The sequence below is a fragment of the Mesorhizobium sp. RSR380A genome (assembly GCF_054719385.1).
Map to the genome: position 1 here is coordinate 2,537,540 of NZ_JBTTIB010000001.1, position 24,505 is coordinate 2,562,044.

A 24,505-nucleotide genomic window follows, 5' to 3' on the forward strand; every position below is an offset into this window, starting at 1 on the left:
CCTCATCGCGCCAGCCAGCCGCCGTCCACGGGAACCACCGCGCCATGCATATAGTCGGACGCTGGCGCCAGCAGGAACACGGCGGCATCGCCTATGTCTTCCGGCCCGCCCCAACGTCCCGCCGGGATGCGTGCCAGGATGGCAGCACTGCGGTCGGGATCGGCGCGCAACGCCTCGGTGTTGTTGGTTTCGATATAGCCGGGCGCAATGGCGTTGACGTTGATGCCTTTTGCCGCCCATTCGCAGGCAAGCAGCCGGGTTATGCCGAGCGCGCCATGTTTCGACGCGGTGTAGGACGCGACACGAATACCGCCCTGGAAACTCAGCACCGAGGCGATGTTGACGATCTTGCCGCGCTGCCCGGAATCGGCCAGCACGCGCCTGGCAAAACCCTGGCTGAGGAAGAACAGCGTCTTCAGATTGACGTCGATGACGTCGTCCCAATCGGCCTCGGAGAAATCGACCGCATCGGCGCGGCGGATGATGCCGGCATTGTTGACCAGCCCGTCGATCGGGCCGGTCTTCTCCCACACCTGGTCGAGCATGGCCTTGGCGGCAACATGATCGGCGAGATCGCATCGCACCGCCTCGAACTGGCCACCGGCTTCCGCGACTTGTCTTTCCGTGTCGTCCATCGCCGAGCGGCCGACACCGATGACGGTGCCGCCGGCGCGCGCGATCGAGACGGCGATGCCTTGGCCGATGCCGGTGTTCGCGCCGGTGACCAGGATACGCTTGCCGGCCAGGCTGAAGGAGGAAGGGCCGCTCAACGCAATTCACCCAGCGGCACCGGGTCGACATCGGTGTAGTCGACATTGTCGCCGGCCATCGCCCAGATGAAGGCATAGTTCGAGGTGCCGGCCCCCGAATGGATCGACCAGCCCGGCGACAGCACCGCCTCCTCGTTAGCCATCACCAGATGCCGCGTTTCGTCCGGCTCGCCCATGAAATGGAAGACGCGCGCCGTCTCCGGCAGGTCGAAATAGAGATAGGCCTCCATGCGCCGGTCATGCACATGGCAAGGCATGGTGTTCCACACCGAGCCCGGCGCCAGCTGCGTCATGCCGACGACCAGCTGGCAGGTCTTGACGCCATCGGCATGGATGAACTGGAAGATCGAGCGCTCATTGCAGGTTTCCTTGCTGCCGAGGTCGAGCCGCTTGGCGTCGCCGATGCGGATCAGCCGGTTGGGATGGGTGTGATGCGCCGGGGCGCTGAGCAGATAGAATTTGGCCGGCGCTGCCTTGTCGGCCGACGCGAACGACACGTCGGTGCTGCCCATGCCGAGATAGAGCATGTCACGTGCCTGCAACTGGTGGGTCTCGCCATTTGCCGTCACCGAGCCGGCGCCGCCGATGTTGACGATGATCAGCTCGCGGCGGTCGAGAAAATTCTTGGTCCCCGTCGGCTTGATCGCCTCCAGCGGCAGCGCTGTCCCTTCCGGCACGGCGCCGCCAACGATCATGCGGTCATAATGGGTGTAGGTCAGGCTGATGCGTCCCTGCTGGAACAGGTCGTCAATATGGAAATTGTGACGCAGTTCGTCGGTGCCCATGGAAGCAGCGGCGACCGGGTCGATGGCGAAACGCGAGGTGAAATCGGTATGCGGGTGACTTTGAGTCATTGCTGCTCCAGCTGAATGAATGGCTATTTGGTTGCCGACGCCTTGACCGAGTCGGCGTAGTAGACCTGGCGGGCGTGCAGCCGCTCGCGGTAGCGCTCTTGGCTGGCGGTTAGATGAGCGCGCATCGCCTCGCGCGCGGCTTCGGCGTCGCCTGAGGTGATCGCATTCAGGATCACCAGATGCTCGCGTTGCAGCCCTCGCTGATAGCAGTCGGATTGCACCAGTTCGGTCGACCAGGGCGAGGTCACGTCGCAAGGAATGGCGCGGCGTCCGAGCACATCGAGCATCTCGACATAGAACGGGTTGTTGGTGGCGCTGGCGATTGCCCGGTGGAAGGCGAGATCGGCCGGACCGGTCGGCTCGCTGTTGAGAAGCAGCCGTTCGAATTCGAAGAACGCTTCCTGGATCGCTGCTTCCTGCGCGGCGTTGCGGCGAATGGCGGCGAGCCCGGCCGATTCGATTTCGACGGCCAGGCGCACTTCGAGCACATTGAGCGCGATGGAATCCTTGCTGCCCATGTCGGCGGCGAGCGCGCCGAACATCGTTGAGATGTGCTCGGTGACGAACACGCCTGCGCCCTGGCGCGCCTCGACCAGCCCGTCGGCGGCGAGCTTGGCCAGCGCTTCGCGGATGACGGTGCGGCTGACGCCGAAGGTCTCGGTCAGTTGTCCTTCGGTCGGCAATTTGTGGCCGGGCAGGATCTCGCCCGCCTGCAGCTGCTTGCGGATCGCTGCGACGACGGTCTCCGACAGTTTGGGTTTTCTCTCGACCCTGAGATCAACAGCGCTATCCGATGCCATATCGCACCCCTGTTTGAAGACGTCTATTTGAAGACGCCCTATTTGAACACGCTCGGCAACCAGAGCGAAATCGCCGGAATATAGGTCACCAGCCCCAGGACCACGATGCCCGCGCCATAGAACGGCCAGATCGAGCGCATCGCTTCCCAGACCGTAATCTTGCCGACGGCACAGGCGACGAACTGCACCGTGCCGACCGGTGGCGTGTTGAGCCCAATGCCGAGATTGAGGATGGTGATGACGCCGAAATGCACGGGGTCGACGCCGTAATGGGTGACCAGCGGCAGGAAGATCGGCGTGCAGATGATGATCATCGGCCCCATGTCCATGAAGGTGCCGAGCAGCAGCATCAAGACGTTGAGCAGAAGCAGCACCACCAGCGGATCGGTGGAGATGGCGTTCATGCCTGCGATCAGCAGCACCGGCACTTTGAGATAGGCCATCAGCCAGCTGAACGAGGCCGCCGTGCCGATGATCAGCAGCACCATTGAGGTCGTGCGCACCGCGCCCTTTGTGGCATGGACGAAATCGCCCCAGGCCATCGACCGGTAGACGAAGACGGTGACCAGCAAGGCGTAGATGATGGCGATGCAGGAGCTTTCCGTCGCCGTGAAAATGCCCGAGCGAACGCCGCCGAAGATGATGCCGATAAGCAGAAGTCCGGGGATGGCGATGACCGCCAGCTGGCCGACACGCGAGAAGCCGGGAAAGGCCTCGACCGGGTAGCCGCGGCTGCGGGCGACGAAATAGGCAGTGACCATCAGCGAAGCGGCGAACAGCAGGCCAGGCAGGATACCGGCGGTGAACAGGTCGGCGATCGAAATCTTGCCGCCGCCGGCGATCGAATAGATGATCATGTTCTGCGACGGCGGCAGAAGCAGCGCGATCAGCGCCGCCATCGAGGTCACGTTGACGGCGTAGTCGGCGCCGTAGCCGCGCGCTTTCATCTGCGGGATCATCAGCCCGCCGACGGCAGCGGCTTCCGCCACAGCCGAGCCGGAAATGCCGCCGAACAACGTCGCGGCGATGATGTTGACCTGACCGAGCCCCCCGCGGACATGACCGACCAGCGAGCCGGCAAAGGAAACGATGCGCTGCGCGATGCCGCCGCGCACCATCAGGTCGCCCGCAAAGATGAAGAACGGGATCGCCATCAGTGAGAACGCCGACATGCCCGACTTCAATTGCTGGAACACCACCAGGGGCGGCAGGCCGAGATAAAGCACGGTGGCGAAGGACGCCGCACCCAGGCAAAAGGCGATCGGCGTGCCGGCAAACATCAAAAGCGTGAAGACGCCAAACAGGATCCAGAGTTCCATCTAGGCCTCCTGCACGGCCGGCATTTCCGGCACTTCCTCGAGATTGATATCCTTGTCGATGTCGGCGCCGGACCAGCGCAGCACGATGCGTTCGGCCGAGAACAGGCAGATCAGAAAGCCGCCGGCGACCAGCGGCAGATAGTCGAAACCGCCGGGAAGCTCGAGCGCCGGGATGATGGTCCGCCAGGTCAGCCCGACCAGCTTGCAGCCGTACCAGACCATGCCGAAGCCGAAGCCGAACGCGATCAGGTCGGACAGGGTGCGCAGCGCCCACTTGCTGCCCTTGGGCAGGATGTAGAGCAGCACGTCGAAGCCCATATGGTAATTCTCGCGCACGCCGACGGCAGCGCCCAGGAAAATGAACCAGTTCATCAGCATGATGGCGGTGACTTCGGTCCAGCTCGGTGACGCGTTGAGCACGAAGCGGGAAAACACCTGGTAGGCAACAAGCGCGGTCATGGCGACCATCCCGATGCCCGCGAGATAGAGCGCACCGTCGCAAATCTTCGAAAGCACCGCGCTGAAGCGCGGTGGCGCTCCGCTCCTGGCCGTTCCCGCAGTCATCCGATCCTCCCGGTCTTTCCGTCCCCTAAAAGCGATTGGCGGGGCGGCGCCATGCCGCCCCGCCAGAAAATCACTTGGTCGCCTGGATGCGCGTCGCGAGGTCCTTGAGCTCCGGCGTCTTCAGATACTTGTCGTAGACCGGCTTCATCGCATCGATCAGCGGCTGCTTGTCGATCTCGCTGACCTTGACGCCGGCCTTCTCGACGATCTCTCGCGACTTCTTCTCCTGCGCGTCCCACAATTCGCGCATCTTGACGACGCTATCCTTGGCCGCCTGCTTGACGATCGCCTGGTCTTCCGGCGTCAGTCTGTCCCAGCTCGATTTCGACATCACCAGCACTTCCGGCACGATCTGGTGCTGGTCGACGGTATAGTGCTTGGCGACTTCGTAGTGCTTGGCGGATTCGAAGCTGGGCCAGTTGTTCTCGGCGCCGTCGATGACACCGGTTTCGAGCGCCGAATAGACCTCGCCATACGCCATCGGCGTGGCATTTGCGCCAAGCGCGTTGACCATATCGACGAACACGTCGGACTGGATGACGCGGAACTTCATGCCTTTCAGATCGGCGATCGAGGTGATGTCCTTCTTGGTGTTGTAGAAGGAACGGGCGCCGGAATCGTAGAAGGCAAGGCCGACCAGATCATGCGTCTCGAAGGCCTTGAGGATCTCGTCGCCGATCGGCCCGTCCATGACATGGCGCATGTGCTCGACCGAACGGAACATGTAGGGCAGCGACGGCACCGCGGTTTCCGGCACGATGCCGTTGAACGGACCCATCGAGACGCGGTTCAGATCGATGACACCGGTCTGCGTCTGCTCGATCGTGTCCTTTTCCTCGCCGAGCTGCGCCGAATGATAGACCTCGACCGAATAGCGGCCGGCGGTGCGCTCCTTGATGAGCTCGCCGAGATATTTGACCGCCTCGACAGTCGGATACCCGTCCGGATGGGTGTCGGCCGAGCGCAGTACGGTCTGGGCGCCGGCAACGCCGATCATCAGCGAGCCGAAGGCGAATGTGGCTGCCATCAGTTTTGAAAAATGCAACATGACTGTCTTCCTCCCTTAAAATTCCACGCGCCCGGCTCACAGCCGGTACGCCTTCTTGGCAAGCGTGTAGGCAAGCTCCCGCGCCAGCTCATGCGCCTCGTCCTCACGCAGCCGGTGCTCGGCGACGAGACGGGCGAGAAAGGCGCAGTCAACCCGGCGCGCCACATCGTGGCGGGCGGGTATGGATGGAAAGGCGCGGGTGTCGTCGTTGAAACCGACAGTGTTGTAGAAGCCGGCGGTCTCGGTGGTCATCTCGCGGAACCGGCGCATGCCTTCCGGACTGTCATGGAACCACCAGGCAGGCCCGAGCTTCAGCGCCGGATAGACGCCGGCAAGCGGCGCCAGTTCACGCGCGTAGCTGGTCTCGTCGAGCGTGAACAGGATGATGGAGAGGTCGCGCTCCAGCCCGACGCAGTCGAGCAAGGGTTTGAGCGCCGCGGCATAGTCGGTGCGGGTCGGAATATCGAAGCCCTTGTCGCGGCCGAATTTTTGGAAAACACCAGGCGAGTGGTTGCGCCATGAGCCGGGATGGATCTGCATGACCAGCCCGTCGTCGCGGCTCATCTTGGCCATTTCGGTCAGCATCTGGGCGCGAAACAGTTTGCGCTCGCGCTCGTCGTCCGAGCCGCGGCGGATGCGGTTGAACAGCTCTTCCGCCGCCGCATCGGAAAGATTGGCGGTCTCGGCCGTCGGATGGCCGTGATCCGACGAGGTTGCGCCGAAACTTTTGAAGAAGGCGCGGCGCTGGCGATGCGCGTCCAGATAGCCGGCCCATGTGCCGGTGTCGCAGCCGGCGATCTCGCCCAGGCGATCGAGATTGGCAGAAAATCCTTCGAAGTCGGGATCGACGACGGCATCCGGCCTGTAGGCAGTGACGACGCGGCCCTGCCAGCCGCTGTCGCGGATCGTCTTGTGCCATTGGAGATCGTCGAGTGCGCCCTCGGTCGTCGCGATGACCTCGATGTTGAAGCGTTCGAACAGCGCGCGTGGACGATAATCGTCGCGCTGCAGCAGGGCGGCGATGGTGTCGTAGTGGCGGTCGGCGGTGTCGGCGTTGAGCGGCTCTTCGATGCCGAACAGATGCTCGAGCACATGGTCGAGCCACAACCGCGTCGGCGTGCCGCGGAAGAGGTAATAGTGCTCGGCGAAGCGCCGCCAGATCGCCCTGGGATCGGTCTCGACCGGCGAGCCGTCGAGGGTCGGGACGCCGAGATCTTCCAGCCGCACGCCCTGGCTGAACAGCATACGGAAAATGTAGTGGTCGGGCACCACCAGCAATTGCGCGGGATCGGGGAATGGCTCGTTGAGCGCATACCAACGCGGATCGGTGTGGCCGTGCGGGCTGATGATCGGCAGGTCCTTGATGCCGGCATGGAGATCGCGCGCGATCGACAGCGCGCGCCCTTCGGCGGCAAAAAGCAGATCCGGATCGGTCAGTCCCGCCACGTCGTTCCTCCCAGGGGCGATATCGGTAGGATTGGAAAGAAATAATGTCAACATACAAAAACTGGATTGTTGTATGATGACTTTTAACCGGCGTCAGGTCATTGTGCGGCGGAAGAGCGGATGTTACGCCGCTAGCAGATCCCGCCCCGCACACCATCCAGCGACAAGCCGCGCCATGACCAGCAGACGCCTTTCCAACGCAACAGTGCAATCCTTGCCGGCCTCGGTCGCCGTCCCCGCCTATGATCGCGCCAGTGTCGCCCCAGGCATCGTCCATCTCGGCGTTGGAGCCTTCCACCGTGCCCATCAGGCCGCCTATGTCGATGACTGCCTAGCGGCCGGCGAAACCGGCTGGGGCATTGTCGGCGTCTCGCTGCGCAGCCCCGACACGCGCGATGCGCTGACGCCACAGGACGGGCTCTACACGCTGGCGGTGCGCGGCAGCGATGGCGAAGCGCTGCACATTATCGGCTCGATCCAGTCGATGCTGGTCGCGCCGGAAGACCCCGGCGCGGTGCTGGCCGCGCTGACCGACCCGCGCACCCGCATCGTCACCCTGACCATCACCGAAAAGGCCTATCTCAGGGCCGCCGACGGCAGCCTCGACGAAAACCATCCCGATATCGTCCACGATCTGGGCAATCCCGGATCTCCCAGGACAGCGCATGGATTCCTGGCGGAAGCGCTGGTGCGACGCCGGGCCGCCGGCACGCCGCCCTTCACCGTGCTTTGCTGCGACAACCTGCCGGCCAATGGCGCCACGCTGCACCGGCTGCTGGTCGGGTTTGCAAAACTGCGCGATGCCGGCGCTGCTGCTTCAGGCGACGCTGCCCTCGCCGGTCATATAGCCGATGACGTTGCATTCCCATCGAGCATGGTCGACCGCATCGTGCCGGCAACCACCGATGCCGACCGGGCGCGCATCGCGGTCGAACTCGGCCTCGAGGACGCCTGGCCGGTGATGACCGAGCCATTCCGGCAATGGGTGATTGAGGACAGGTTTCCAGCCGGACGGCCGGCCTGGGAGAAATTCGGCGTCACCATGGTCGAGGATGTCCGGCCGTTCGAGGACATGAAGCTTCGGCTGCTCAACGGCGCCCATTCGGGCATCGCCTATATCGGCCTGCTCAGCGGCCACGTCACGGTCGACCGCGCCTTCGCGGATCCCGCGATCCGCGCGTTCGTCGACCGGCTCTGGGCCGAGGCCATCCCGACCTTGCCTAGGGATGCCGGGCTCGACACCTCAGCCTATACGGCCGAACTTGCCGAACGTTTCTCCAACACAGCGCTGGCCCACCGCACGGCGCAGATCGCCAATGACGGCAGCCAGAAATTGCCGCAACGCATTGTCGCTACCGCCATCGAGCGCATCCAGGCCGGCCTGGTCCCGGAGCATCTGACGCTGGTGATCGCCGCCTGGATCGCCGCCTGCGAGGCGCGCGGCAAGGACCTGCCGGAAGCCCACTTTACCGATCCGCTCGACGCGGCACTGGCGGCGCTCGGAGCGCAGCCGACGCTGGAACGGGTGGTGACGGTGTTTGACCTCGCCGGCTTCGCCAGCGGCAGCCCCGACCGCCAGACGCTGATCGAACTGGTTGCCGCTCATCGCGAGCATATCCTGCAAGGCGGGGTGGCGCTCGCGCTCGCGGCACTGGGTATACCGGGAAAGACCAGGTGACCTGACGTCGCCCGGATACAAAAAGCCGGGCTTAAGCCCGGCCTGTTTCATACCTTTGCCCGACCATGACCCCTCGGATCACGTCCAGTCATTCTGCGGCTTACGCCGGCAGCAGCGCGCCTTCGAGCGTGGTAAGCTGGCTAAGGAACTGCTCCGCCTTGCTGCGGCTCTGGTCGTCCTTGGCGTCGGCGGCGTCTTCCTTGGCTTCCTGGATGCGGCGGGCGAGATCGGCGCGGTCGATATCGCCGACGGCGACCGCCGATTCGGCGAGCAGCGTGCAGCCGGCAGGGACGATGTCGGCAAAGCCGCCGAACACCACATAGCGTTCTTCCTTGCCGCCGGCGGTCTTCAGCGTGACGACGCCCGGCTTGATCGTGGTCATGACTGGCGCATGGTGCGCCATGACTGTCATTTCACCTTCGGCGCCTGGAATGACGACGGACTCGACCTGCTCGGAAACCAGGAGGCGCTCCGGCGAGACCAGTTCGAACTTGAAAGCTTCAGCCATGTCAATTTAGTGAGTAGGGAATAGTGAGTAGGGAGTAGGGAGAGGACAGCTGTCCTGATCACCCGGCCGCTATTCACTACTGACTACTGACTACTCCCTATTGCCTTGATTACGCTGCTTCAGCCGCCAGGCGCTGAGCCTTCTCGACCGCTTCGTCGATGCCGCCGACCATGTAGAAGGCGGCTTCCGGCAGGTGATCGTAGTCGCCGTTGCAGAGGCCCTTGAAGCCCTTGATTGTGTCGGCGAGGTCGACCAGCTTGCCCGGCGCACCCGTAAACACTTCGGCGACGAAGAACGGCTGCGACAGGAAGCGCTCGATCTTGCGGGCGCGGGCCACCGTCTGCTTGTCCTCTTCCGAAAGCTCATCCATGCCAAGGATGGCGATAATGTCCTGCAGCGACTTATAGCGCTGGAGGATCGACTGCACCTGGCGGGCGACGGCATAGTGCTCCTCGCCGACGACCAGCGGATCGAGCATGCGCGAGGTCGAGTCGAGCGGATCGACGGCGGGGTAGATGCCCTTTTCCGAGATCGCGCGGTTGAGCACGGTCGTCGCGTCCAGGTGGGCGAACGAGGTCGCAGGCGCCGGGTCTGTCAAATCGTCGGCCGGCACGTAGATCGCCTGCACCGAAGTGATCGAACCCTTGGTCGTTGTGGTGATGCGTTCCTGCAGCGCACCCATGTCGGTGGCCAGCGTTGGCTGGTAACCCACGGCCGAAGGAATACGGCCGAGCAGCGCCGACACTTCAGAACCGGCCTGCGTGAAGCGGAAGATGTTGTCGACGAAGAACAGCACGTCCTGGCCCTGGTCGCGGAAATATTCGGCGACCGTCAGGCCGGTCAGGCCGACGCGGGCACGCGCGCCCGGCGGCTCGTTCATCTGGCCATAGACCAGTGCCGCCTTGGAGCCTTCGCCGCCGCCCTTCTTGTTGACGCCGGACTCGATGAACTCGTGATAAAGATCGTTGCCCTCGCGGGTGCGCTCGCCGACGCCGGCGAAGACCGAGAAGCCGCCATGCGCCTTGGCGACGTTGTTGATCAGCTCCTGGATCAGAACCGTCTTGCCGACGCCGGCGCCGCCGAACAGGCCGATCTTGCCTCCGCGGGCGTAGGGCGCCAGAAGGTCGAGCACCTTGATGCCGGTGATCAGGATCTGCGCTTCCGTCGACTGTTCGACATAGGTAGGCGCCGGCTGGTGGATGGCGCGCATCTCGATGCCGTCGACCGGGCCTTCTTCGTCGACCGGCTCGCCGATGACGTTGATGATGCGGCCGAGCATGCCCGGGCCGACCGGAACGGTGATCGGCGCGCCGGTGTCATAGACGTCCTGGCCGCGAACCAGGCCTTCGGTGGAATCCATGGCGATACAGCGCACGGTGTTTTCGCCCAGATGCTGGGCAACTTCGAGCACCAGGCGGTTGCCGACATTGGAGGTTTCGATGGCGTTCAAAATGGCCGGCAGATGATCGCCGAACTGCACGTCGACGACGGCGCCGATGACCTGGCGAACCTTGCCGATGGCGCCGGTCTTCTTGACGGCAACGCTCGTCGTCTTCACTGCCGGGGCCGCGGCCTTGGCGGGCGCGGCCGCCTTCTTGGCCGGAGCGGCCTTCGCCGCTGCTGCCGGAGCCTTTGCGGCCGCCTTGGGGGCCGTCTTCGCGGGGGTCGCTGCTTTCGCCATCGTCTTTACCCTTCTCGTCCTTTGTTTCTCACGCTCCATCAGAAGGTCGATGACCTCCTGGCGGTCGCGCCTAGAGCGCTTCGGCGCCCGAAATGATTTCGATCAGTTCCTTGGTGATCTGCGCCTGCCGCTGGCGGTTATAGGTGATCGACAGTTTGTTGATCATGTCGCCGGCATTGCGCGTTGCATTGTCCATGGCGCTCATTTTGGCGCCCATCTCGCCGGCTGCGTTTTCGAGCAGCGCGCGGAAGACCTGGACCGAGATGTTGCGCGGAATGAGGTCGGTGAGGATCTCGCCCGGCTCCGGCTCGTATTCGTAGACGGCATTGCCACCGGCGGTCGCTTCGGCGGGAGCGGAAGCCACGCCGGCAGGAATGATCTGCTGCGCGGTCGGAATCTGGCTGATCACCGACTTGAACTGCGAATAAAACAGCGTGCAGATATCGAAGCCGCCTTCGCCGAACAGATGGATGATCTTACGGGCGATCGCATCGGCATTGACGAAGCCGAGCTTCTTGACATCGCGCAGGTCGACGCGGTCGATGATCAGCGAGGCATAGTCTCGGCGCAGAATGTCGAAACCCTTCTTGCCGACGCAGATGATCTTGACCTGCTTGCCGTCGGCCAGAAGCCGGCGGATATGGTCGCGGGCCAGACGTGCGATCTGCGAGTTGAAGCCGCCGCACAGGCCGCGCTCGGCGGTGCAGACGACGAGCAGATGCACATCGTCCTTGCCGGTGCCGGTCATCAGCGCCGGGGCATCGCCGCCGCCGCCGATCGCCTGCGTGATATTGGCCAGCACCGCACCCATCCGCTCGGAATAGGGACGCGCCGCCTCCGCTGCTTCCTGCGCGCGGCGCAGCTTCGCCGCGGCGACCATCTGCATCGCCTTGGTGATCTTCTGCGTCGCCTTGACCGAGGCGATACGGTTACGAAGGTCTTTTAATGAAGGCATGCTTCAAACCTGATCCCGAGCGTCCGGCTTCTTCTCAAGCGAAGGTCTTGGCGAAGGCGTCGATCTCGGCCTTCAGCTTGGCGCGCAGATCGTCCGACAGCGCCTTTTCCTTGCGGATGCCGTCCAGCACGTCCTTGCCGGCCGAGCGCATATGGCTGAGCAGGCCGTGCTCGAACTTGCCGACCTGGTTCAGCGCCAGCTTGTCGAGATAGCCGTTGACGCCGGCGAAGATCACCGTGACCTGCTCCTCGACCTTGAGGGGCGAGAACTGCGGCTGCTTCAACAGTTCGGTCAGGCGCGAGCCGCGGTTGAGCAGGCGCTGCGTGGCGGCGTCGAGATCGGAGCCGAACTGCGCGAACGCAGCCATTTCGCGGTACTGCGCGAGCTCGCCCTTGATCGAGCCGGCGACCTGCTTCATCGCCTTGATTTGCGCCGACGAACCGACGCGCGACACCGACAGGCCGACGTTGACCGCCGGACGGATGCCCTGGAAGAACAGGTTGGTTTCGAGGAAGATCTGGCCGTCGGTGATCGAGATCACGTTGGTCGGGATGTAGGCCGACACGTCGTTGGCCTGCGTCTCGATGATCGGCAGCGCGGTCAGCGAACCGCCACCCAGATCGTCGTTGAGCTTGGCGGCGCGCTCGAGCAGGCGCGAATGCAGGTAGAACACGTCGCCCGGATAGGCTTCGCGACCCGGCGGGCGGCGCAGCAAGAGCGACATCTGGCGATAGGCGACGGCCTGCTTCGACAGATCGTCATAGCTGATCAGCGCATGCATGCCGTTGTCGCGGAAATATTCGCCCATGGTGGCGCCGGTGAACGGCGCCAGGAACTGCATCGGCGCCGGATCGGAAGCTGTGGCGGCGACGATGATCGAATATTCAAGGGCGCCGCGCTCTTCGAGAACCTTCACGAACTGCGCGACCGTCGAGCGCTTCTGCCCGATGGCGACGTAGACGCAGTAGAGCTTTTCCTTTTCCGGCCCGTTGTCGTGCACGGCCTTCTGGTTGAGCATCGTGTCGAGGATGATCGCGGTCTTGCCGGTCTGGCGATCGCCGATGACCAGCTCGCGCTGGCCGCGGCCAACGGGGATCAGCGCATCGATGGCCTTGAGGCCGGTCGACATCGGCTCGTTGACCGACTTGCGCGGGATGATGCCTGGCGCCTTGACGTCGACGCGCTTGCGTTCGGTCGCCTTGATCGGGCCCTTGCCGTCGATCGGATTGCCTAGCGCGTCGACGACGCGGCCGAGCAGGCCCATGCCGACAGGCGTATCGACGATGGCGCCGGTGCGCTTGACGATGTCGCCTTCCTTGATGTCGCGGTCGGCGCCGAAGATGACGACGCCGACATTGTCGGCTTCGAGGTTGAGCGCCATGCCGCGGATGCCGCCGGGGAACTCGACCATTTCGCCGGCCTGTACATTGTCGAGGCCGTAGACGCGAGCGATACCGTCACCGACGGACAGCACCTGGCCGACTTCGGAGACCTCGGCCTCCTTGCCGAAATTCTTGATCTGGTCTTTGAGAATTGCGGAAATTTCCGCGGCGCGGATGTCCATCAGCCGACCTCTTTCAGTGCAAGCTTGAGCGAATTGAGTTTGGTTTTGAGCGACGTATCGATCTGGCGCGAGCCCATCTTGACCACCAGCCCGCCGAGCAGCGACGGATCGACGGTAACAGTGATGGCCACGTCCTTGCCGGCGACGCTTTTCAGCGCGGCCTTGAGTTCCGTCTGCTGGGCAGCCGTCAGTTCATGCGCCGAAGTGACCTCGGCTGATGTCTCACCGCGCTGTTCGGCAGAGATCCGGCGAAATGCCTTGATCATGCCGGGCACCGCGAAGAGCCGGCGGTTGCGGGCGACGACGCGCAGGAAATTGCCGGTCAGGCCAGTGATGCCGGCCTTGTCGGCGATCGACGCGATTGCCTTGGCCTGGTCCTCGCTGGAGAACACCGGGCTGTTGATGAGGCGCGTCAGGTCGGCGCTGTCATCCAGCATCCTGGCGAAACTGTTGAGGTCGGCCTCGACCTTGGCCACCGAATTCGACTGCCGCGCAAGTTCGAACAGCGAACCCGCGTAGCGTTCTGCGACACCCGAGATTGGCGATGACGATTGAGCCACGGACCGTCTTTTCTCTTGTCTGAGGGGCCGCAGATTGTTGGCGCGAGCAAAAACTCTGGCTAAATCTTTGACCTTACTAAGTTTTTCCAAGCACGGAGGCGCGGCTTCCGCTATCCCCGGCCGAAAGTCGATTGCCGTCTAGCACAGGCATTTTAAGACCGCAATGCGTCGTCCCGCATGCTTTTCGGGCACTATTGTCGCATCCGGCCGCAGAGTTCAACTGAAGCCTTTGGATTGGCTGCCGATTCAGGGCAGAAAGCCGAAGACGAAGGCAAGAGGCAACGCGGCCAGGACGAGTTCGACGACGATCGACGCCCAGTTGAAAGGCGTGTTGGCGCCGTCCGACATCATCGACAGCAAACGGCCAAAAGCGGTGAACAGCCAGGAAAAGCCGAGTGCCATATAGAGCCACGGCTGCGCCAACAGAATGCAGCACAGGCTGACGCCGAGATAGAAGCCCGACATCCGGCCGCGCCCTTCCGCGATTGCCGCTCCCCTTTCGGGCCGGACCTGCAGCCGCAGAATCCGAAATGCCAGCCCTGGCGCGAGGAAAAACAGCAGACCGAGCGCCAAGGTGACGACGGCGCTGGACCAAGCCAGCCATTCGCCCTGGCTGGTCGGCCACGGAAACGCGAATTCCATCTTGCTTTCATCCCCTCACAGCAATGCCGGATGCATTGAATGTCGCTGCAAAAAGAAGTCAAGCGCGCGGCAGTTTCGGCGCGCAATTCGTGAAGGAGCGGAAGGCTGTTTAGGCCGCGCACGCGTCCGGCCAGCATCGTGGCCAACCTGTATTGTCAGGCGACGCCTCCCTCCTATCTGCAGGACCGGTTTTGCACAGCCAAAGGCCCCGACACCGGTCGCCTTTATTTCCTGACCGGGCACCTCAATCTGGCCGGCACGGAAGCAGATCGATGGAAGCTGAAAGTGGCCGGCAGCGGCAATGTCGCCGTGGCTGCCCAGCCCTGATCCTTGTTTTGACCCTTCAGGGCAGCATGAATGCGACCGCCGCCTCAGCATGGATGCGCGTGGTGTCGAACACCGGAATGTCGAAATCGCGCTCGCCAATCAACATGGTGATCTCGGTGCAGCCCATGATGACGCCATCGATCTTCTCATCGCGCCGCAGACGGGCGACCTCGTCGATATAGGCCGCCTTCGATGCCGCGTTGACGATGCCCCGGCAAAGCTCGTCGTAGATTACCTGGTGCACCATGTCGCGCCCGGCCTGGTCCGGCACCACGGGCTGCAGCCCGTATTTCTCCCTCAGCCGGCCCTTGTAGAAATCCTGCTCCATGGTGAAGCGGGTCGCCAGCAGCGCCGGCCGCTTGACGCCGGCGCCCTTGACCGCGACGGCCGTGGCGTCGGCAATGTGGATAAGCGGGATCGACACCGCCGCCTGCACCCGGTCGGCGAGCTTGTGCATGGTGTTGGTGCAGATTAAAAGCCCCTCTGCGCCGCCCGCCTCCAGCTTGCGCGCCGCATCCGCCAGCAGCACGCCCGCACTGTCCCAGTCGCCATGATGCTGCCGGTCGGCGATTTCGGCGAAGTCGAAGGAATAGAGCAACAGCTTTGCCGAATGCAGCCCGCTCAGCCGCTCGCGCACGATCTCGTTGAGCAGGCGATAATAGATCGCCGTCGATTCCCAGCTCATGCCGCCGATGAGGCCAAGGGTTTTCATGCGCTGAGCCTCCAGCAGGACCGAACGATCTCTCTCACAGAAAAGCTTTACGGGTCGATGTCAACCTTAACGCGCGCCGTACCACGCTCTTCGGCCCGCCTCCACCAACATCACCGCGCGCCCGATTCGGTCATCCTCGCATTGGCGCCGAGATGATGCAGGCTTTGTATCGTGTGCCTTGAACTCCAGGCAACCGGCGGATCGGGCAGATCGAGATCGAACTGTGCCCGCCCGAGCAGCGAATTGACGATCTTGGCGCTGCGCCAAGCCATCAGGCTGAGCTGCGGCTCGGCTATGCCATGGCTGAGCCGGCCGGCATTGAGCGCGTAGATCCGGCGGTCGTCGGGCCCGTCCCATTCGACCTCGAAGCTGGCGTTGAGCCTGTAATGACCGCGCTCGTCCAGCGCGATCCTGTTCATGAGCGGCGCCATGCAATCAGGAATGGCAAAGGCATAGCCGGTGGCCAGAACCACCGCATCGACGGTGCGCGTCTCGATGGCGCCGTCGAAGCCGTTGCGCATGATCAGCCGGTATTCGCTGCCTTCCCGCGTCACGTTCAGCACTTCGCGGTGCGGCGTCATGTTGACCGCCGTCGTTTCCTCCGAGAGGTGCCGCAGCGTGTAAAGCTGGCGATAGATCGCCTTCAGTGTGCTCGTCGATGCGCCGTCACCGGCAAGCAGTTGCTGTTCCAGGATCGTCTCACGCCGCCCTTGCGGCAGCCGATGGAAGCTTTCGACATAGCCCGGCGTGAAGAGTTCGTCGGTGAAAGGCGAGTCGTCCAGTGGCAGGAAATTCGGCCGCATCGAGATCCACTCGATTTCGCGGCCGGCGAAGCGGTCGGAGGAGATCAGATGCAGAAGCACTTCGGCGCCGCTCTGGCCACCGCCGATCACGGCGACACGCTGTCCGCTCAGGCGATCGAGGCGGTTGGCGGCCTGGGCGTTGTGGAAGCATTGATCGGAGGCCGCCGCCCGCGCCCAGGCGGGGATGTTGGGCACCAGCCCGACGGCAATGGCGAGATTGCGCGCGTTCACCTGCTCGCGGCCGATACGCAGCCTGAAATTCGTTCCGTCGAAGTCGATCCGGTCGACGGCGCTGGCGAAGCGCAGCGAAGACAAGTTCTCGCCGACCCATCCGAGATAGCGGGCGAATTCCGGCCGCGGGATGGCTGAGAAATCCGCGTTGAGGAATTCATAGAACCGCTTCTGCGCGACCAGATAGGACATGAACGACCATGGGCTGGTCGGATGCGTTGCGGTGACGAGATCCTTGAGGAAGGATGTCTGCAATTCGACGCCCGGCAGCATCATGCCGGGGTGCCATTCAAGCCGCGTCGCCCTGTCGAAGAAGCGCGCGTCGACGCCGTCCACCGCATCGAGATGGGCGGCGAGGCTGAGGTTGAACGGCCCGATACCGATGCCGGCGAGGTCAAGCGTATGGGTCATGGCGAACTCCTTGTGGAGCTGGCTGGGCTGATGGGAGATCGCCGGGCTGACTCGGGGTTAAGCGGATTGTCGAGCGGTGTGCCGAGGTCGGGCAGAGGGCGTTCGCCGCTGTCACCGTACCCGATCGCGAACCGCACCTTGTTGATGGCGATGCGCGGAATCTTGGGCGCAAACAGATCGAAAAGCGCGAACCGTTCCGCCAGTTCAGGGTTCTGCGCCTGGTAGCGCCGGATGGCGCCGGCGAGGATGGCATAGAAAATCCTCTCGTCGAAGCGGTCCCAGGCGGCCAGCGCCTCGGACAGGAAGCGCAGGACGCTGACGATGTGGCCGGTCTGCAAATGCTGGAGAAGATGCGCCGGCGGCCGGCGCTTCAGCGTCGACAGGATTTTTCCGTCGAGGTCGGCCAGTTCGGGAAACGGCTGGTCGACGAGATCGAGGTCGCCCTGGAAATCCTTGACCGCCACGCCGAGAGGCGTCGCTCCGTCGAGGATGATGGTGACGTTCTGGCCATGGGCGATGAAGCCGACGCCGTAACGGCACATGAAGTGGTAGAGCGGCACGAAGGCCGTGGAGAACAGGCGATCGAGCCATGCCTCCGGACCAAGGCCGGACTGCTCCATCAGGGCGCTGGCGATCGGCCTGCCGTGGGCGTCGCGCTGCGGCAGGGCGCCCATCATCATCGGCCGCTGGCCCGCTGTCAGATCCTTTTCGGGGCTTTCGCGCCATATGGCGCCCAGCATCTCGCAAAACTGATAGGGCGCGCCTTCAACGCCGGTATAGTGCGGATGCGGATAGAAGGCGCCGGCGACTTCCTTCAGCACCTTGACGTCCTTGAGCACCGGGTCCGCGGCCGCCACCGTGGCCAGCCAGCGCGACAGATCGGCGCCGATCGCCATGTATTTGCCCGGCACGCCGCGCCACGCTGAGGTGTTGAGGACGGTCAGCGGCAGCTTGACGTGCAGCGCCTCGGGCCGTGCCACATTGGCAAGCGTGCGCAGCGACTGCAAGGGCAGGAACGGATCGCCGAACTGGCCAAGCGGCACCAGCCGGCCGGCGGCGATCTCGCTACCATATTGCGAGGCGATCATCGCCTGCCACTGCCAGGGGTGGACCGGCAGCAGCCTATGCGTCGATCGCGAGATCCCGGCGGCGCTGAAAGCCGCTTCGAGCCTTGCGCGCTCGTAGTCGCCGAGTGCGGCCTGCAGCAGCGCCTCTTCGTCGAGCCCGCAGTCAAGCGCCAGCAGGCAGCGATCGCTGGCGGCGGCAAGCCAGAAGAGCTGGAATGCGGTGGCCGATTCTGGCGCGTAGCGCTCGAAGTCGTCCCGTCCCCAGCCAAGCCGTCCCTTGTTGGCAGGGGCCTTCGGATGGCCGTCGAGCAATGCCTGCAACTCGGTATCCGGCAGCGCGGCTAGATCGGCGGCCGGTCGATTGCCGCGTGCCTTGGCGATCCGCATGTCGGCCATCAGCGTGTTGTAAAGCTCCTTCGCATAGGTGCAGAATGTTGCCGGCGACATGCCGAGCGTCTCGCGCGCGTCGGCGAAGAAGGCGACCGCATCGTCGACCGGCAGCTCGATGCCGGCGTCGCGAGTCAGCGTCTCCGGACGGACGGCGATCTGGCCCCACAGGCGCCGCGTCGCGGCAAAGCGATAGGTCACGCCGGGGCCGGGCGTCAGCTCCCATCGGCCGGGCGAAAGCTCGCGCGGCGACAGGCACTCCTCGAAGGTCAGTTCGGAAATGGCCTTGGCGACGGCGTCGCGGTTGATCGCGGCCCAGCGTGTCGCCTCCCCCGCTTTGGCAATCGGTTGCTGCACCGTCACGGCGGCACCTCGCGGAAGAAGCGCTCGCGTTCGCAGCAGACCAGCGCCGCGCGCTTGTGCGGGAAGTCGAACTCCTTGACCTTGTCGTAGGCGGCGCCGGCGCAATAGCTCAGCATCTTCTGGTGCGCGGCGCGTGGCTCGCCGACGACGCGCTGCGTGCGCGGCTCGTCGAGGAACAGATAGTGGGTGACGGAGCGGAACAGTGACAGCGTCTTCGGCCGGCCGAGATGGCGCATATTGCCGATCAGCCCATGCCAGCCGCGGTCCCAGTCGAGCGGCTCATAATAGGGCCCGAGCCGGTCCTCCTTGGCCCAGTAGAACTCGAAATAGCCGGTCGGCTCGCCGTCGAAGCTGGCGATGACGCCGAAAATATGCGGATCGCTTTCCTGCTCGGCGAGATATTTGTCGAGATCCTCATGGCTCTGGGCAAGTTCCCAGAAGAAGGCGACGCGGCCATCGTTCATCCAGCGATGGAAGAGGTCGAGATCGGTCCGGCGGTCGATCGGCCGCAGCGACACGGTGAGGCCGATTTCCGGAATCCAGCGTTCGTACATCGGGCCGCAGGGGCGCGGTTGGCGCAATGGCGGCAGCCGGTCTTCCGGGCCGATAGCGGTCGTCAATGCCGGATAGGTGACATGCGAGGCCTGGCTGCGCCACAGCAGCGGCAGCTGGCGCAGGACCGACCGATGGATGACGGCGCATTCCGGTTCACCCGGAACCGTCTCGGTGGCCAGCGCCGAAACCGGCCACAGCGTCTTGGCCGCCGGCAGGAAGGCGCAGTCGAAGGAAGGATGCAGGCGCAGCGCGGCGTCGACGAGACCTGCCAGGATTTGCGGTTGGTCGAGGCGGCCGCCAATGAACGCGACATCGTCGATGAGCAGGCGGCCATCCGCGTCGGAGATGCGGGCCTGTCCCACCGCTGTTCCCTCAGCGTTGACCAGGCTGACATGGCCATCGCCGGCACGGATGGCGAGCGGCTCCGCGGCCGAGGCCAGATGCTGCCATCCTTCGTTGCCGGCGACGGTGGCGGGTGACCAGTTTTTCGCAGCCTCGATGTTCATGCGTATTCTCTCACATGCAGGGGGTTCGGAAGCTCGACGTAACCTGCCAGCGGGTCGGTCACTTCGGTGTTCTCATTGATGTCGCGCAGCGCGATCAGGAAATTGCCCTTGGCGGCGAGCGTCGGCGCGTTGAGCAAATAGTCGACGCAGGACCGGTCAGCCATCGGCGTGGCGGCCAGCCGCTCGAGCGAGCGGCGGAATATCGCCAGCAGATCGTTTTCGTTGGTGAGGCCAGCGGCCGCAAGGGCTGCGACGGCGGCGAAAGCGCCATTGACGACCAGATAGTAGCCGAACAGCTTCGCGGCCGCTTCCGCTGGGAAGACATGATCGCCCGCCTGACCAGCCTCGGGCACGAATTCGCGCAGCCTGGGCAGGAATTCCTCGACATAACCGGTGCCCTGGCAGTCGCGAAAATAGAGCGCATTCGGCCAGCCGCCGGCGAGGCCGACGACGAGGTTTTGCTGATGGGCGCCGAACAACAGGCCGAATTCCGAGAAGGCCACAATAAACGGCACGATGGCAGTTTCGAGGAAACGCTCGAACCAGAAACGCGCCGTTTCCTCGACAGGTCGCTTCTCGTCGCGGGCGATACGGTGGACCAGGTCGGACAGATGGCTTTCGGTACGGCCGGGATGGCGCTCGCAAAGCGCGCCGAGAACGGCAGCCGGCGGACTGCCCGTGCCGCGAAACGGGTTTTCGCGGAACGAGACGATGGTGTCCGTCATCAGCCGGCCGTCTTCGTCGCGCAAGCCGAACCAGGCCGGCTCACCCAGCACCGTCATGGTCGGGCAGCGCCGCTGCAAGGCATCGCCAAGCTTGCCCTTGACCAGCCGGTGGACCGAAAGGCCGCGCCGGCACTCATGCTCCTCGACGATGCGCCTGGAATTGGTCAGGCGCAGGCTGAGCGAGAATTTCAGCATCCACTCGGCTTCAGCTGAATGAACCGTGCGCAGCGAGGTCGTGGCCTGCCACGCTGGTCCGCCGAGCCCAACATCGACGATACGGCCGGCGCAAAACAGGCGCTCGACGCGGTCTTCCAGCATGAGCCGTACGGCCTGCCACGGATGCATCGGAACGAGAACCTTGCCCTGTTGCTTGCCAGCCCGAGCAAGCAGCTGCGGATCGCTGGCGGCAAGCCCGCGGACCATCTCGGTGACACCTAGTGGCTCGACGCTGCCCCCAGTGAGGATGGTCGGGTCGACGGCCCACCAGCGCAGTTTGAACGCATTGCAGTATTCATGCCCGAAGCGCGCGGAATCCGTGTGCGTGAACTCTTCGCGACTCATCGGCGCCGGATGCACGGCATGGCCGAAGCGCAGGGCGCTTTCGGCGTCGATGAAATCAGGATCGCCTTCGGAGAAGGGCCGCGACGATCCACGCGCCGCAGTCGCGTCAGCGATTGCGGCGATGCTGGCCAGGCTGCGGCGCAGGAAGGTCAGTCGGCTTTTCGCTGTCGCCCGGCCGGCAATGTCGGGATCCGCCAGGATCAGCGCCAAAAGGCTGAAAAGGTCGATCTCGGTCGCTTCGCAATCGGCCCCCTCGTTACTAATATCGAGGCGCCAGAGCGGCATCGCTAAATCGTGGTAACCAACCTTCGAGCGATGCCGCGCCTCGACGAGCACCGCCGCGCGCGAGGCAGGGAAATTCAGACGCAGCACGGCTGCCTGCGGCCGAAACAGCCCGGTTTGCCTGGCGTTGACGAATTCCCAGCCATCCCATTCACGCAGCAACGCGTTGAGTAACGGGCTTAATGCTGAGGAAGATTCAGGTTTTACTTGTTCCATGTGCATCCCCATAAATCCTAATAATACTGAATGCATTTACGTTTATACATTGTCGTCTTTAAACATTTGTGTTGATTAACTGTTCTAAACAAGAAATAAGCTTGGTCTTATGACGACCGGTATGAAAAATCGATCTTCGCTTCTGCGCCGCCTGGCGATCGCGGTCTCGGCAATCGGCTTCGGCCAGTCGGCCTTCGTATCGCTCGTTCCCCTGGTGATGGAGCGGCTGAGGCTCGACACGTTTGCTATCGGCGCGGCAACTGCTGTCGGCGCGGCGGCCTTTCTGGTCGGCTCGCCGCTGTGGGGTCGCATGGGCGAGCGGCTTGGCCATGCCAGGCTGCTGCGCTTGCTCGGCCTCGCCATGCTGGCCGGCCAGACGGTGTTCGCCATTCTGCTGATAGCCGGCATGGGAGCCGCGCTCGGCATCGCTTTGCTGATGCTTTCGCGAACCGTGTACGGTTTTGCCGCGTCCGGCGTCATGCCGACGGCGCAGGTCTGGGCCAGCCGCTCGGTTGCCGATGACAGGCGACAGGCGGCGCTGGGACTGCTTGGAGCCGGCGTCAGCATGGGGCGGCTGGCCGGTGCGCTGGCGGCAACGGCTGCCGTCCTGTCGCCGCTGCTGCCGCCCATCCTGTTCCTGTTCAGCCCGCTGTTGCTGTGGCTCGCGCCGGGCAAAGGGGAAGCCGGCGGACGGAGCGACGGCAAGGCAGCCGACGTCGGCCGTGGAATATCGCCCTTCGATCGCCGCGCTCTGCCTTGCCTGGCGATGGGCTTGTGCCTGACGCTCGGCTTCGGACAGGTGCAGATGATGCTCGGCCCGATGGCCCAGCAGCGTTTTGGCCTTGGTGCGACGCAGGCCACGACGGTGACCGGCCTGGCCCTGATGCTGGTCGCCATCGTCATGGTTTTGGTCCAGGGACTGCTCATGGCGCGCCTGCGGCTGGCGGAGCGCAACAGCGTCGTCGTCGGCTGTCTCATGGTTTGCGTCGGCATGACGGCGCTGGCCGTCACGGCCAGCCATGTTGCCTCGGCAGTGTCTCTGGTGGTGGCGGCGGCCGGCATTGCCCTGGCGACACCCGGCTACACCGCCTGGCTGATGAAGCGCCTGGAGCCCGGCGAGCAGGGCGCGGCGGCCGGCTGGCTCACCAGCACCCATGTGCTCGGCCAGAGCATCGGCGCATTGGCCGGCGGCTTCGCCTTCACGCTCTGGCCTTTTGCGCCACTGGCTGGCTGCGCGGCGTTGGCGCTGGCCGCCGCCTGTCTCGCTGCCATGGTTCGTGAGACCGGGCGTTAGGAAGACCGCGCTCATTCGGCGACCTCCGGCAATGGCGGCATCGGAGTACCCGGTTGGGCTTTTGCGGTATCGGCGAAATGGGCATTCAACATGCGATAGGTCGCCACCACGGCTATGCCCGACAGCACGGTCGCCAGGGTGAACAGCGCGGAGTAGCCGAGCATGTCGGCGAGGCGCCCGGCAAGCATGGAGCCGACGAGGTAGACGATAAGCTGGGCGCAGGACAGGATGGTGAAGTCGGTGCCCGGCTGGTCCGACGACGTCACGGCCATGAACAGGCTGTAGAGCGCCACGATCTCCATGTAGCGCACCAGCGTCTGCAGGAACGAGGCGCCGAAGATCGGCCAGAAGCCGGCGATAGCGCCGAAAGCATGCAGTGCAAAGATCAGGAAGCAGATGGTGCGCAGCGCGCCGAGCAGGCCGAGCACCGAGGCGGCGCCCCTTTTGTGCAGCAGCCATGCCGCCAGCGCCGAGCCGCCGAGCCCGACGGTGAGCGCGGCGCCGCCCGAGAGATAACCGATGATGTCGAGCGGCACGCCGGCATCGACGAGATAGGAGCCTTCCATCGACTTCACCAGCCCCTCGCTGGCGCGGTAGATGAGCGCGATCCACAGGATCTGGCGTGCCTCGGGCCGGCGCAGGAAACGCAGGATCGAGGGGCGGTCGATGGCCGCCTGCAGCGCGCTGGCGACGGGATCGGTCTCGCGCATGGCGAAGGCAGCAAACAGCGGGATGACGGACAGCGCGGCCACCATGGCCACCATGGTTTGCCAGCCGGCATGATGATAAACCAACAGGCCGAGCGTGCCGCCGAGAACGACGCCGAGCGCGACGGCGCCGCCCTGGATCGCATTGCCGATCGGCCTGTCCTTCGGGTCGAGATATTTGGCCGCGTAGCCGTCGGTGGCGATGTCCTGGGTCGACATCAACAGGCTCACGACAAGGCCGACGGCAAAGATGCCGGCGACATCGGTCGGCTCGATCCAAAGCATGGCGGCGATGCCGGCGATGACGCCGATCTGGGTGATGATGACCCAGCCGGCGCGATGGGCGCGGGCCATTGGCCGAAAGCGGTCGACCAGCGGCGCCCATAGGAATTTCAGCACCAGCGGCAGCATCAGCAGCGCCATCAAGCCAATGGCGGTGCGCGACACGCCCTGCTCGCGCAGGATCGGCGGGATCGCCGCGGCAAACAGATAGCTCGGGATGGCCTGCGCCAGATAAAGGCAGGCGAGAACGACGAAAAGCCGCAGGCGCGAAAGCCCGGCGGGCGCCGGCCGGTCTGTGTCGCCGCTCATTTGACATAGTCCTTCGGTGCGTAACCGTTCAGGAAGGCGCCGGCCTCCGCCCGGCTGCGGGTGACGAGCACTGGAAAGCCGAACAGGCTTTGCCAGACGCGCTGCATGTTCTCGTCGGCGGCGGTGCGCACCAGTGCGCAGGCGCGACAGATCTTTTCGAGCTGCTCGCGTTCCGCCTTGTACCAGAGGTTTTGCGCCTTGCGCTGGGCGTCGCTCAGCGCGATCTCGATGCCGATATCGACCAGCAGCACGAACGGCTCTAGTTCCTGCGAAAGGCGGCCGAGCGCCTCGATATAGCGCGCGCCATCCGCCGGATCGGCGGGCGCTTCTGCCAGCAGCGAGACCAATGCACCGTTTCGTTGGAGAGACACCGCCATC

General features: G+C 64.2%; 23 protein-coding genes. 3 read left to right on the forward strand and 20 right to left on the reverse strand.

Annotation, left to right across the window (positions count from 1 at the left end; genetic code table 11):
* Nucleotides 1–2: 2 nt before the first annotated feature.
* From kduD to uxaC, 7 genes are all read right to left on the reverse strand, one after another.
* Nucleotides 3–770 carry a 2-dehydro-3-deoxy-D-gluconate 5-dehydrogenase KduD gene (gene kduD / locus ACYG9Z_RS12295; RefSeq protein WP_023684109.1) on the reverse strand — a complete coding sequence of 256 codons (768 nt, stop codon included), beginning with the start codon at nt 768–770 and terminating at the stop codon, nt 3–5.
* Nucleotides 767–1,624, reverse strand: a complete 858-nt coding sequence (gene kduI / locus ACYG9Z_RS12300; protein WP_023732977.1) for a 5-dehydro-4-deoxy-D-glucuronate isomerase — start codon at nt 1,622–1,624, stop codon at nt 767–769. Before kduI ends, kduD begins: the two co-directional genes overlap by 4 nt.
* Before the next feature lie 23 nt (nt 1,625–1,647).
* Nucleotides 1,648–2,424, reverse strand: coding sequence for a FadR/GntR family transcriptional regulator (locus tag ACYG9Z_RS12305; protein ID WP_023732976.1), 777 nt, complete (start codon nt 2,422–2,424; stop codon nt 1,648–1,650).
* Between the two features lie 38 nt (nt 2,425–2,462).
* Complete coding sequence (locus ACYG9Z_RS12310) at nt 2,463–3,743, reverse strand: TRAP transporter large permease (protein WP_023684106.1); 1,281 nt, start codon at nt 3,741–3,743, stop codon at nt 2,463–2,465.
* The gene (locus tag ACYG9Z_RS12315; protein ID WP_023688890.1) at nt 3,744–4,307 is read right to left on the reverse strand and encodes a TRAP transporter small permease; all 564 of its coding nucleotides are present in this window, start codon (nt 4,305–4,307) and stop codon (nt 3,744–3,746) included.
* Nucleotides 4,308–4,377: 70 nt separating this feature from the next.
* Complete coding sequence (locus tag ACYG9Z_RS12320) at nt 4,378–5,355, reverse strand: TRAP transporter substrate-binding protein (RefSeq protein ID WP_023684104.1); 978 nt, start codon at nt 5,353–5,355, stop codon at nt 4,378–4,380.
* A 36-nt stretch (nt 5,356–5,391) separates the two neighbouring features.
* The gene (gene uxaC, locus ACYG9Z_RS12325) at nt 5,392–6,801 is read right to left on the reverse strand and encodes a glucuronate isomerase (RefSeq protein ID WP_023732975.1); all 1,410 of its coding nucleotides are present in this window, start codon (nt 6,799–6,801) and stop codon (nt 5,392–5,394) included.
* Between the two features lie 175 nt (nt 6,802–6,976).
* On the opposite strand from uxaC, the gene ACYG9Z_RS12330 reads away from it, so the two are divergent.
* Nucleotides 6,977–8,479 carry a mannitol dehydrogenase family protein gene (locus tag ACYG9Z_RS12330; RefSeq protein WP_023732974.1) on the forward strand — a complete coding sequence of 501 codons (1,503 nt, stop codon included), beginning with the start codon at nt 6,977–6,979 and terminating at the stop codon, nt 8,477–8,479.
* A 100-nt stretch (nt 8,480–8,579) separates the two neighbouring features.
* On the opposite strand, the gene ACYG9Z_RS12335 is transcribed toward ACYG9Z_RS12330, so the two are convergent.
* The 6 genes from ACYG9Z_RS12335 to ACYG9Z_RS12360 all read right to left on the reverse strand — a co-directional run bounded on the left by ACYG9Z_RS12335 (nt 8,580) and on the right by ACYG9Z_RS12360 (nt 14,389).
* On the reverse strand, nt 8,580–8,987 hold the full coding sequence (locus tag ACYG9Z_RS12335; protein WP_023668674.1) for a F0F1 ATP synthase subunit epsilon: 408 nt from the start codon (nt 8,985–8,987) through the stop codon (nt 8,580–8,582).
* Between the two features lie 109 nt (nt 8,988–9,096).
* Entirely contained in the window at nt 9,097–10,668 is a 1,572-nt protein-coding gene (atpD, locus tag ACYG9Z_RS12340; RefSeq protein WP_023698224.1) for a F0F1 ATP synthase subunit beta, read from the reverse strand.
* A 70-nt stretch (nt 10,669–10,738) separates the two neighbouring features.
* Nucleotides 10,739–11,623: a F0F1 ATP synthase subunit gamma gene (locus ACYG9Z_RS12345; protein ID WP_023668672.1), complete on the reverse strand. Its 885-nt coding sequence runs from the start codon at nt 11,621–11,623 to the stop codon at nt 10,739–10,741.
* A 34-nt stretch (nt 11,624–11,657) separates the two neighbouring features.
* Nucleotides 11,658–13,187: a F0F1 ATP synthase subunit alpha gene (atpA, locus tag ACYG9Z_RS12350; RefSeq protein ID WP_023684101.1), complete on the reverse strand. Its 1,530-nt coding sequence runs from the start codon at nt 13,185–13,187 to the stop codon at nt 11,658–11,660.
* Entirely contained in the window at nt 13,187–13,747 is a 561-nt protein-coding gene (locus ACYG9Z_RS12355) for a F0F1 ATP synthase subunit delta (protein WP_023736849.1), read from the reverse strand. Before ACYG9Z_RS12355 ends, atpA begins: the two co-directional genes overlap by 1 nt.
* A gap of 246 nt (nt 13,748–13,993) precedes the next feature.
* Nucleotides 13,994–14,389, reverse strand: coding sequence for an AGROH133_08824 family phage infection protein (locus tag ACYG9Z_RS12360; protein WP_023736848.1), 396 nt, complete (start codon nt 14,387–14,389; stop codon nt 13,994–13,996).
* A 138-nt stretch (nt 14,390–14,527) separates the two neighbouring features.
* Between ACYG9Z_RS12360 and ACYG9Z_RS12365 the strand changes: the two genes are divergently transcribed.
* On the forward strand, nt 14,528–14,716 hold the full coding sequence (locus ACYG9Z_RS12365; protein ID WP_023693181.1) for a hypothetical protein: 189 nt from the start codon (nt 14,528–14,530) through the stop codon (nt 14,714–14,716).
* A 16-nt stretch (nt 14,717–14,732) separates the two neighbouring features.
* Here the strand turns inward: ACYG9Z_RS12365 and ACYG9Z_RS12370 are convergent, their stop codons facing one another.
* The 5 genes from ACYG9Z_RS12370 to ACYG9Z_RS12390 form a co-directional block, all read right to left on the reverse strand.
* Nucleotides 14,733–15,428: an aspartate/glutamate racemase family protein gene (locus ACYG9Z_RS12370; protein WP_023700225.1), complete on the reverse strand. Its 696-nt coding sequence runs from the start codon at nt 15,426–15,428 to the stop codon at nt 14,733–14,735.
* A gap of 110 nt (nt 15,429–15,538) precedes the next feature.
* Nucleotides 15,539–16,873 (reverse strand): lysine N(6)-hydroxylase/L-ornithine N(5)-oxygenase family protein, encoded by a 1,335-nt coding sequence (locus tag ACYG9Z_RS12375; protein WP_023742208.1) that lies wholly within the window; start codon nt 16,871–16,873, stop codon nt 15,539–15,541.
* Nucleotides 16,870–18,690 carry an IucA/IucC family protein gene (locus tag ACYG9Z_RS12380; protein ID WP_050586874.1) on the reverse strand — a complete coding sequence of 607 codons (1,821 nt, stop codon included), beginning with the start codon at nt 18,688–18,690 and terminating at the stop codon, nt 16,870–16,872. Before ACYG9Z_RS12380 ends, ACYG9Z_RS12375 begins: the two co-directional genes overlap by 4 nt.
* On the reverse strand, nt 18,687–19,751 hold the full coding sequence (locus ACYG9Z_RS12385; RefSeq protein WP_023752654.1) for a GNAT family N-acetyltransferase: 1,065 nt from the start codon (nt 19,749–19,751) through the stop codon (nt 18,687–18,689). The genes ACYG9Z_RS12380 and ACYG9Z_RS12385 overlap by 4 nt, the downstream gene beginning before the upstream one ends.
* On the reverse strand, nt 19,748–21,535 hold the full coding sequence (locus tag ACYG9Z_RS12390) for an IucA/IucC family protein (RefSeq protein WP_031244192.1): 1,788 nt from the start codon (nt 21,533–21,535) through the stop codon (nt 19,748–19,750). Before ACYG9Z_RS12390 ends, ACYG9Z_RS12385 begins: the two co-directional genes overlap by 4 nt.
* A 121-nt stretch (nt 21,536–21,656) precedes the next feature.
* Between ACYG9Z_RS12390 and ACYG9Z_RS12395 the strand changes: the two genes are divergently transcribed.
* Nucleotides 21,657–22,829, forward strand: coding sequence for an MFS transporter (locus ACYG9Z_RS12395; protein WP_023752656.1), 1,173 nt, complete (start codon nt 21,657–21,659; stop codon nt 22,827–22,829).
* Between the two features lie 11 nt (nt 22,830–22,840).
* Here ACYG9Z_RS12395 and ACYG9Z_RS12400 read toward each other — a convergent pair whose 3' ends face one another.
* Both ACYG9Z_RS12400 and ACYG9Z_RS12405 read right to left on the reverse strand, forming a co-directional pair.
* Entirely contained in the window at nt 22,841–24,127 is a 1,287-nt protein-coding gene (locus tag ACYG9Z_RS12400; RefSeq protein ID WP_460222818.1) for an MFS transporter, read from the reverse strand.
* On the reverse strand, nt 24,124–24,498 hold the full coding sequence (locus ACYG9Z_RS12405) for a hypothetical protein (protein ID WP_460222819.1): 375 nt from the start codon (nt 24,496–24,498) through the stop codon (nt 24,124–24,126). The genes ACYG9Z_RS12400 and ACYG9Z_RS12405 overlap by 4 nt, the downstream gene beginning before the upstream one ends.
* Between the last annotated feature and the right edge of the window lie 7 nt (nt 24,499–24,505).

What these genes read in the sequence shown, in the direction of transcription:
- ACYG9Z_RS12310 (WP_023684106.1), bottom strand. Translation starts at nt 3,743, where the DNA reads ATGGAACTCTGGATCCTGTTTGGCGTCTTCACGCTTTTGATGTTTGCC.
- ACYG9Z_RS12320 (WP_023684104.1), bottom strand. Translation starts at nt 5,355, where the DNA reads ATGTTGCATTTTTCAAAACTGATGGCAGCCACATTCGCCTTCGGCTCG.
- kduI (WP_023732977.1), bottom strand. Translation starts at nt 1,624, where the DNA reads ATGACTCAAAGTCACCCGCATACCGATTTCACCTCGCGTTTCGCCATC.
- ACYG9Z_RS12395 (WP_023752656.1), top strand. Translation starts at nt 21,657, where the DNA reads ATGAAAAATCGATCTTCGCTTCTGCGCCGCCTGGCGATCGCGGTCTCG.
- ACYG9Z_RS12360 (WP_023736848.1), bottom strand. Translation starts at nt 14,389, where the DNA reads ATGGAATTCGCGTTTCCGTGGCCGACCAGCCAGGGCGAATGGCTGGCT.
- ACYG9Z_RS12385 (WP_023752654.1), bottom strand. Translation starts at nt 19,751, where the DNA reads ATGAACATCGAGGCTGCGAAAAACTGGTCACCCGCCACCGTCGCCGGC.
- ACYG9Z_RS12305 (WP_023732976.1), bottom strand. Translation starts at nt 2,424, where the DNA reads ATGGCATCGGATAGCGCTGTTGATCTCAGGGTCGAGAGAAAACCCAAA.
- ACYG9Z_RS12335 (WP_023668674.1), bottom strand. Translation starts at nt 8,987, where the DNA reads ATGGCTGAAGCTTTCAAGTTCGAACTGGTCTCGCCGGAGCGCCTCCTG.
- ACYG9Z_RS12315 (WP_023688890.1), bottom strand. Translation starts at nt 4,307, where the DNA reads ATGACTGCGGGAACGGCCAGGAGCGGAGCGCCACCGCGCTTCAGCGCG.
- atpA (WP_023684101.1), bottom strand. Translation starts at nt 13,187, where the DNA reads ATGGACATCCGCGCCGCGGAAATTTCCGCAATTCTCAAAGACCAGATC.
- ACYG9Z_RS12400 (WP_460222818.1), bottom strand. Translation starts at nt 24,127, where the DNA reads ATGAGCGGCGACACAGACCGGCCGGCGCCCGCCGGGCTTTCGCGCCTG.
- ACYG9Z_RS12345 (WP_023668672.1), bottom strand. Translation starts at nt 11,623, where the DNA reads ATGCCTTCATTAAAAGACCTTCGTAACCGTATCGCCTCGGTCAAGGCG.
- ACYG9Z_RS12390 (WP_031244192.1), bottom strand. Translation starts at nt 21,535, where the DNA reads ATGGAACAAGTAAAACCTGAATCTTCCTCAGCATTAAGCCCGTTACTC.
- ACYG9Z_RS12370 (WP_023700225.1), bottom strand. Translation starts at nt 15,428, where the DNA reads ATGAAAACCCTTGGCCTCATCGGCGGCATGAGCTGGGAATCGACGGCG.
- ACYG9Z_RS12375 (WP_023742208.1), bottom strand. Translation starts at nt 16,873, where the DNA reads ATGACCCATACGCTTGACCTCGCCGGCATCGGTATCGGGCCGTTCAAC.
- atpD (WP_023698224.1), bottom strand. Translation starts at nt 10,668, where the DNA reads ATGGCGAAAGCAGCGACCCCCGCGAAGACGGCCCCCAAGGCGGCCGCA.
- ACYG9Z_RS12330 (WP_023732974.1), top strand. Translation starts at nt 6,977, where the DNA reads ATGACCAGCAGACGCCTTTCCAACGCAACAGTGCAATCCTTGCCGGCC.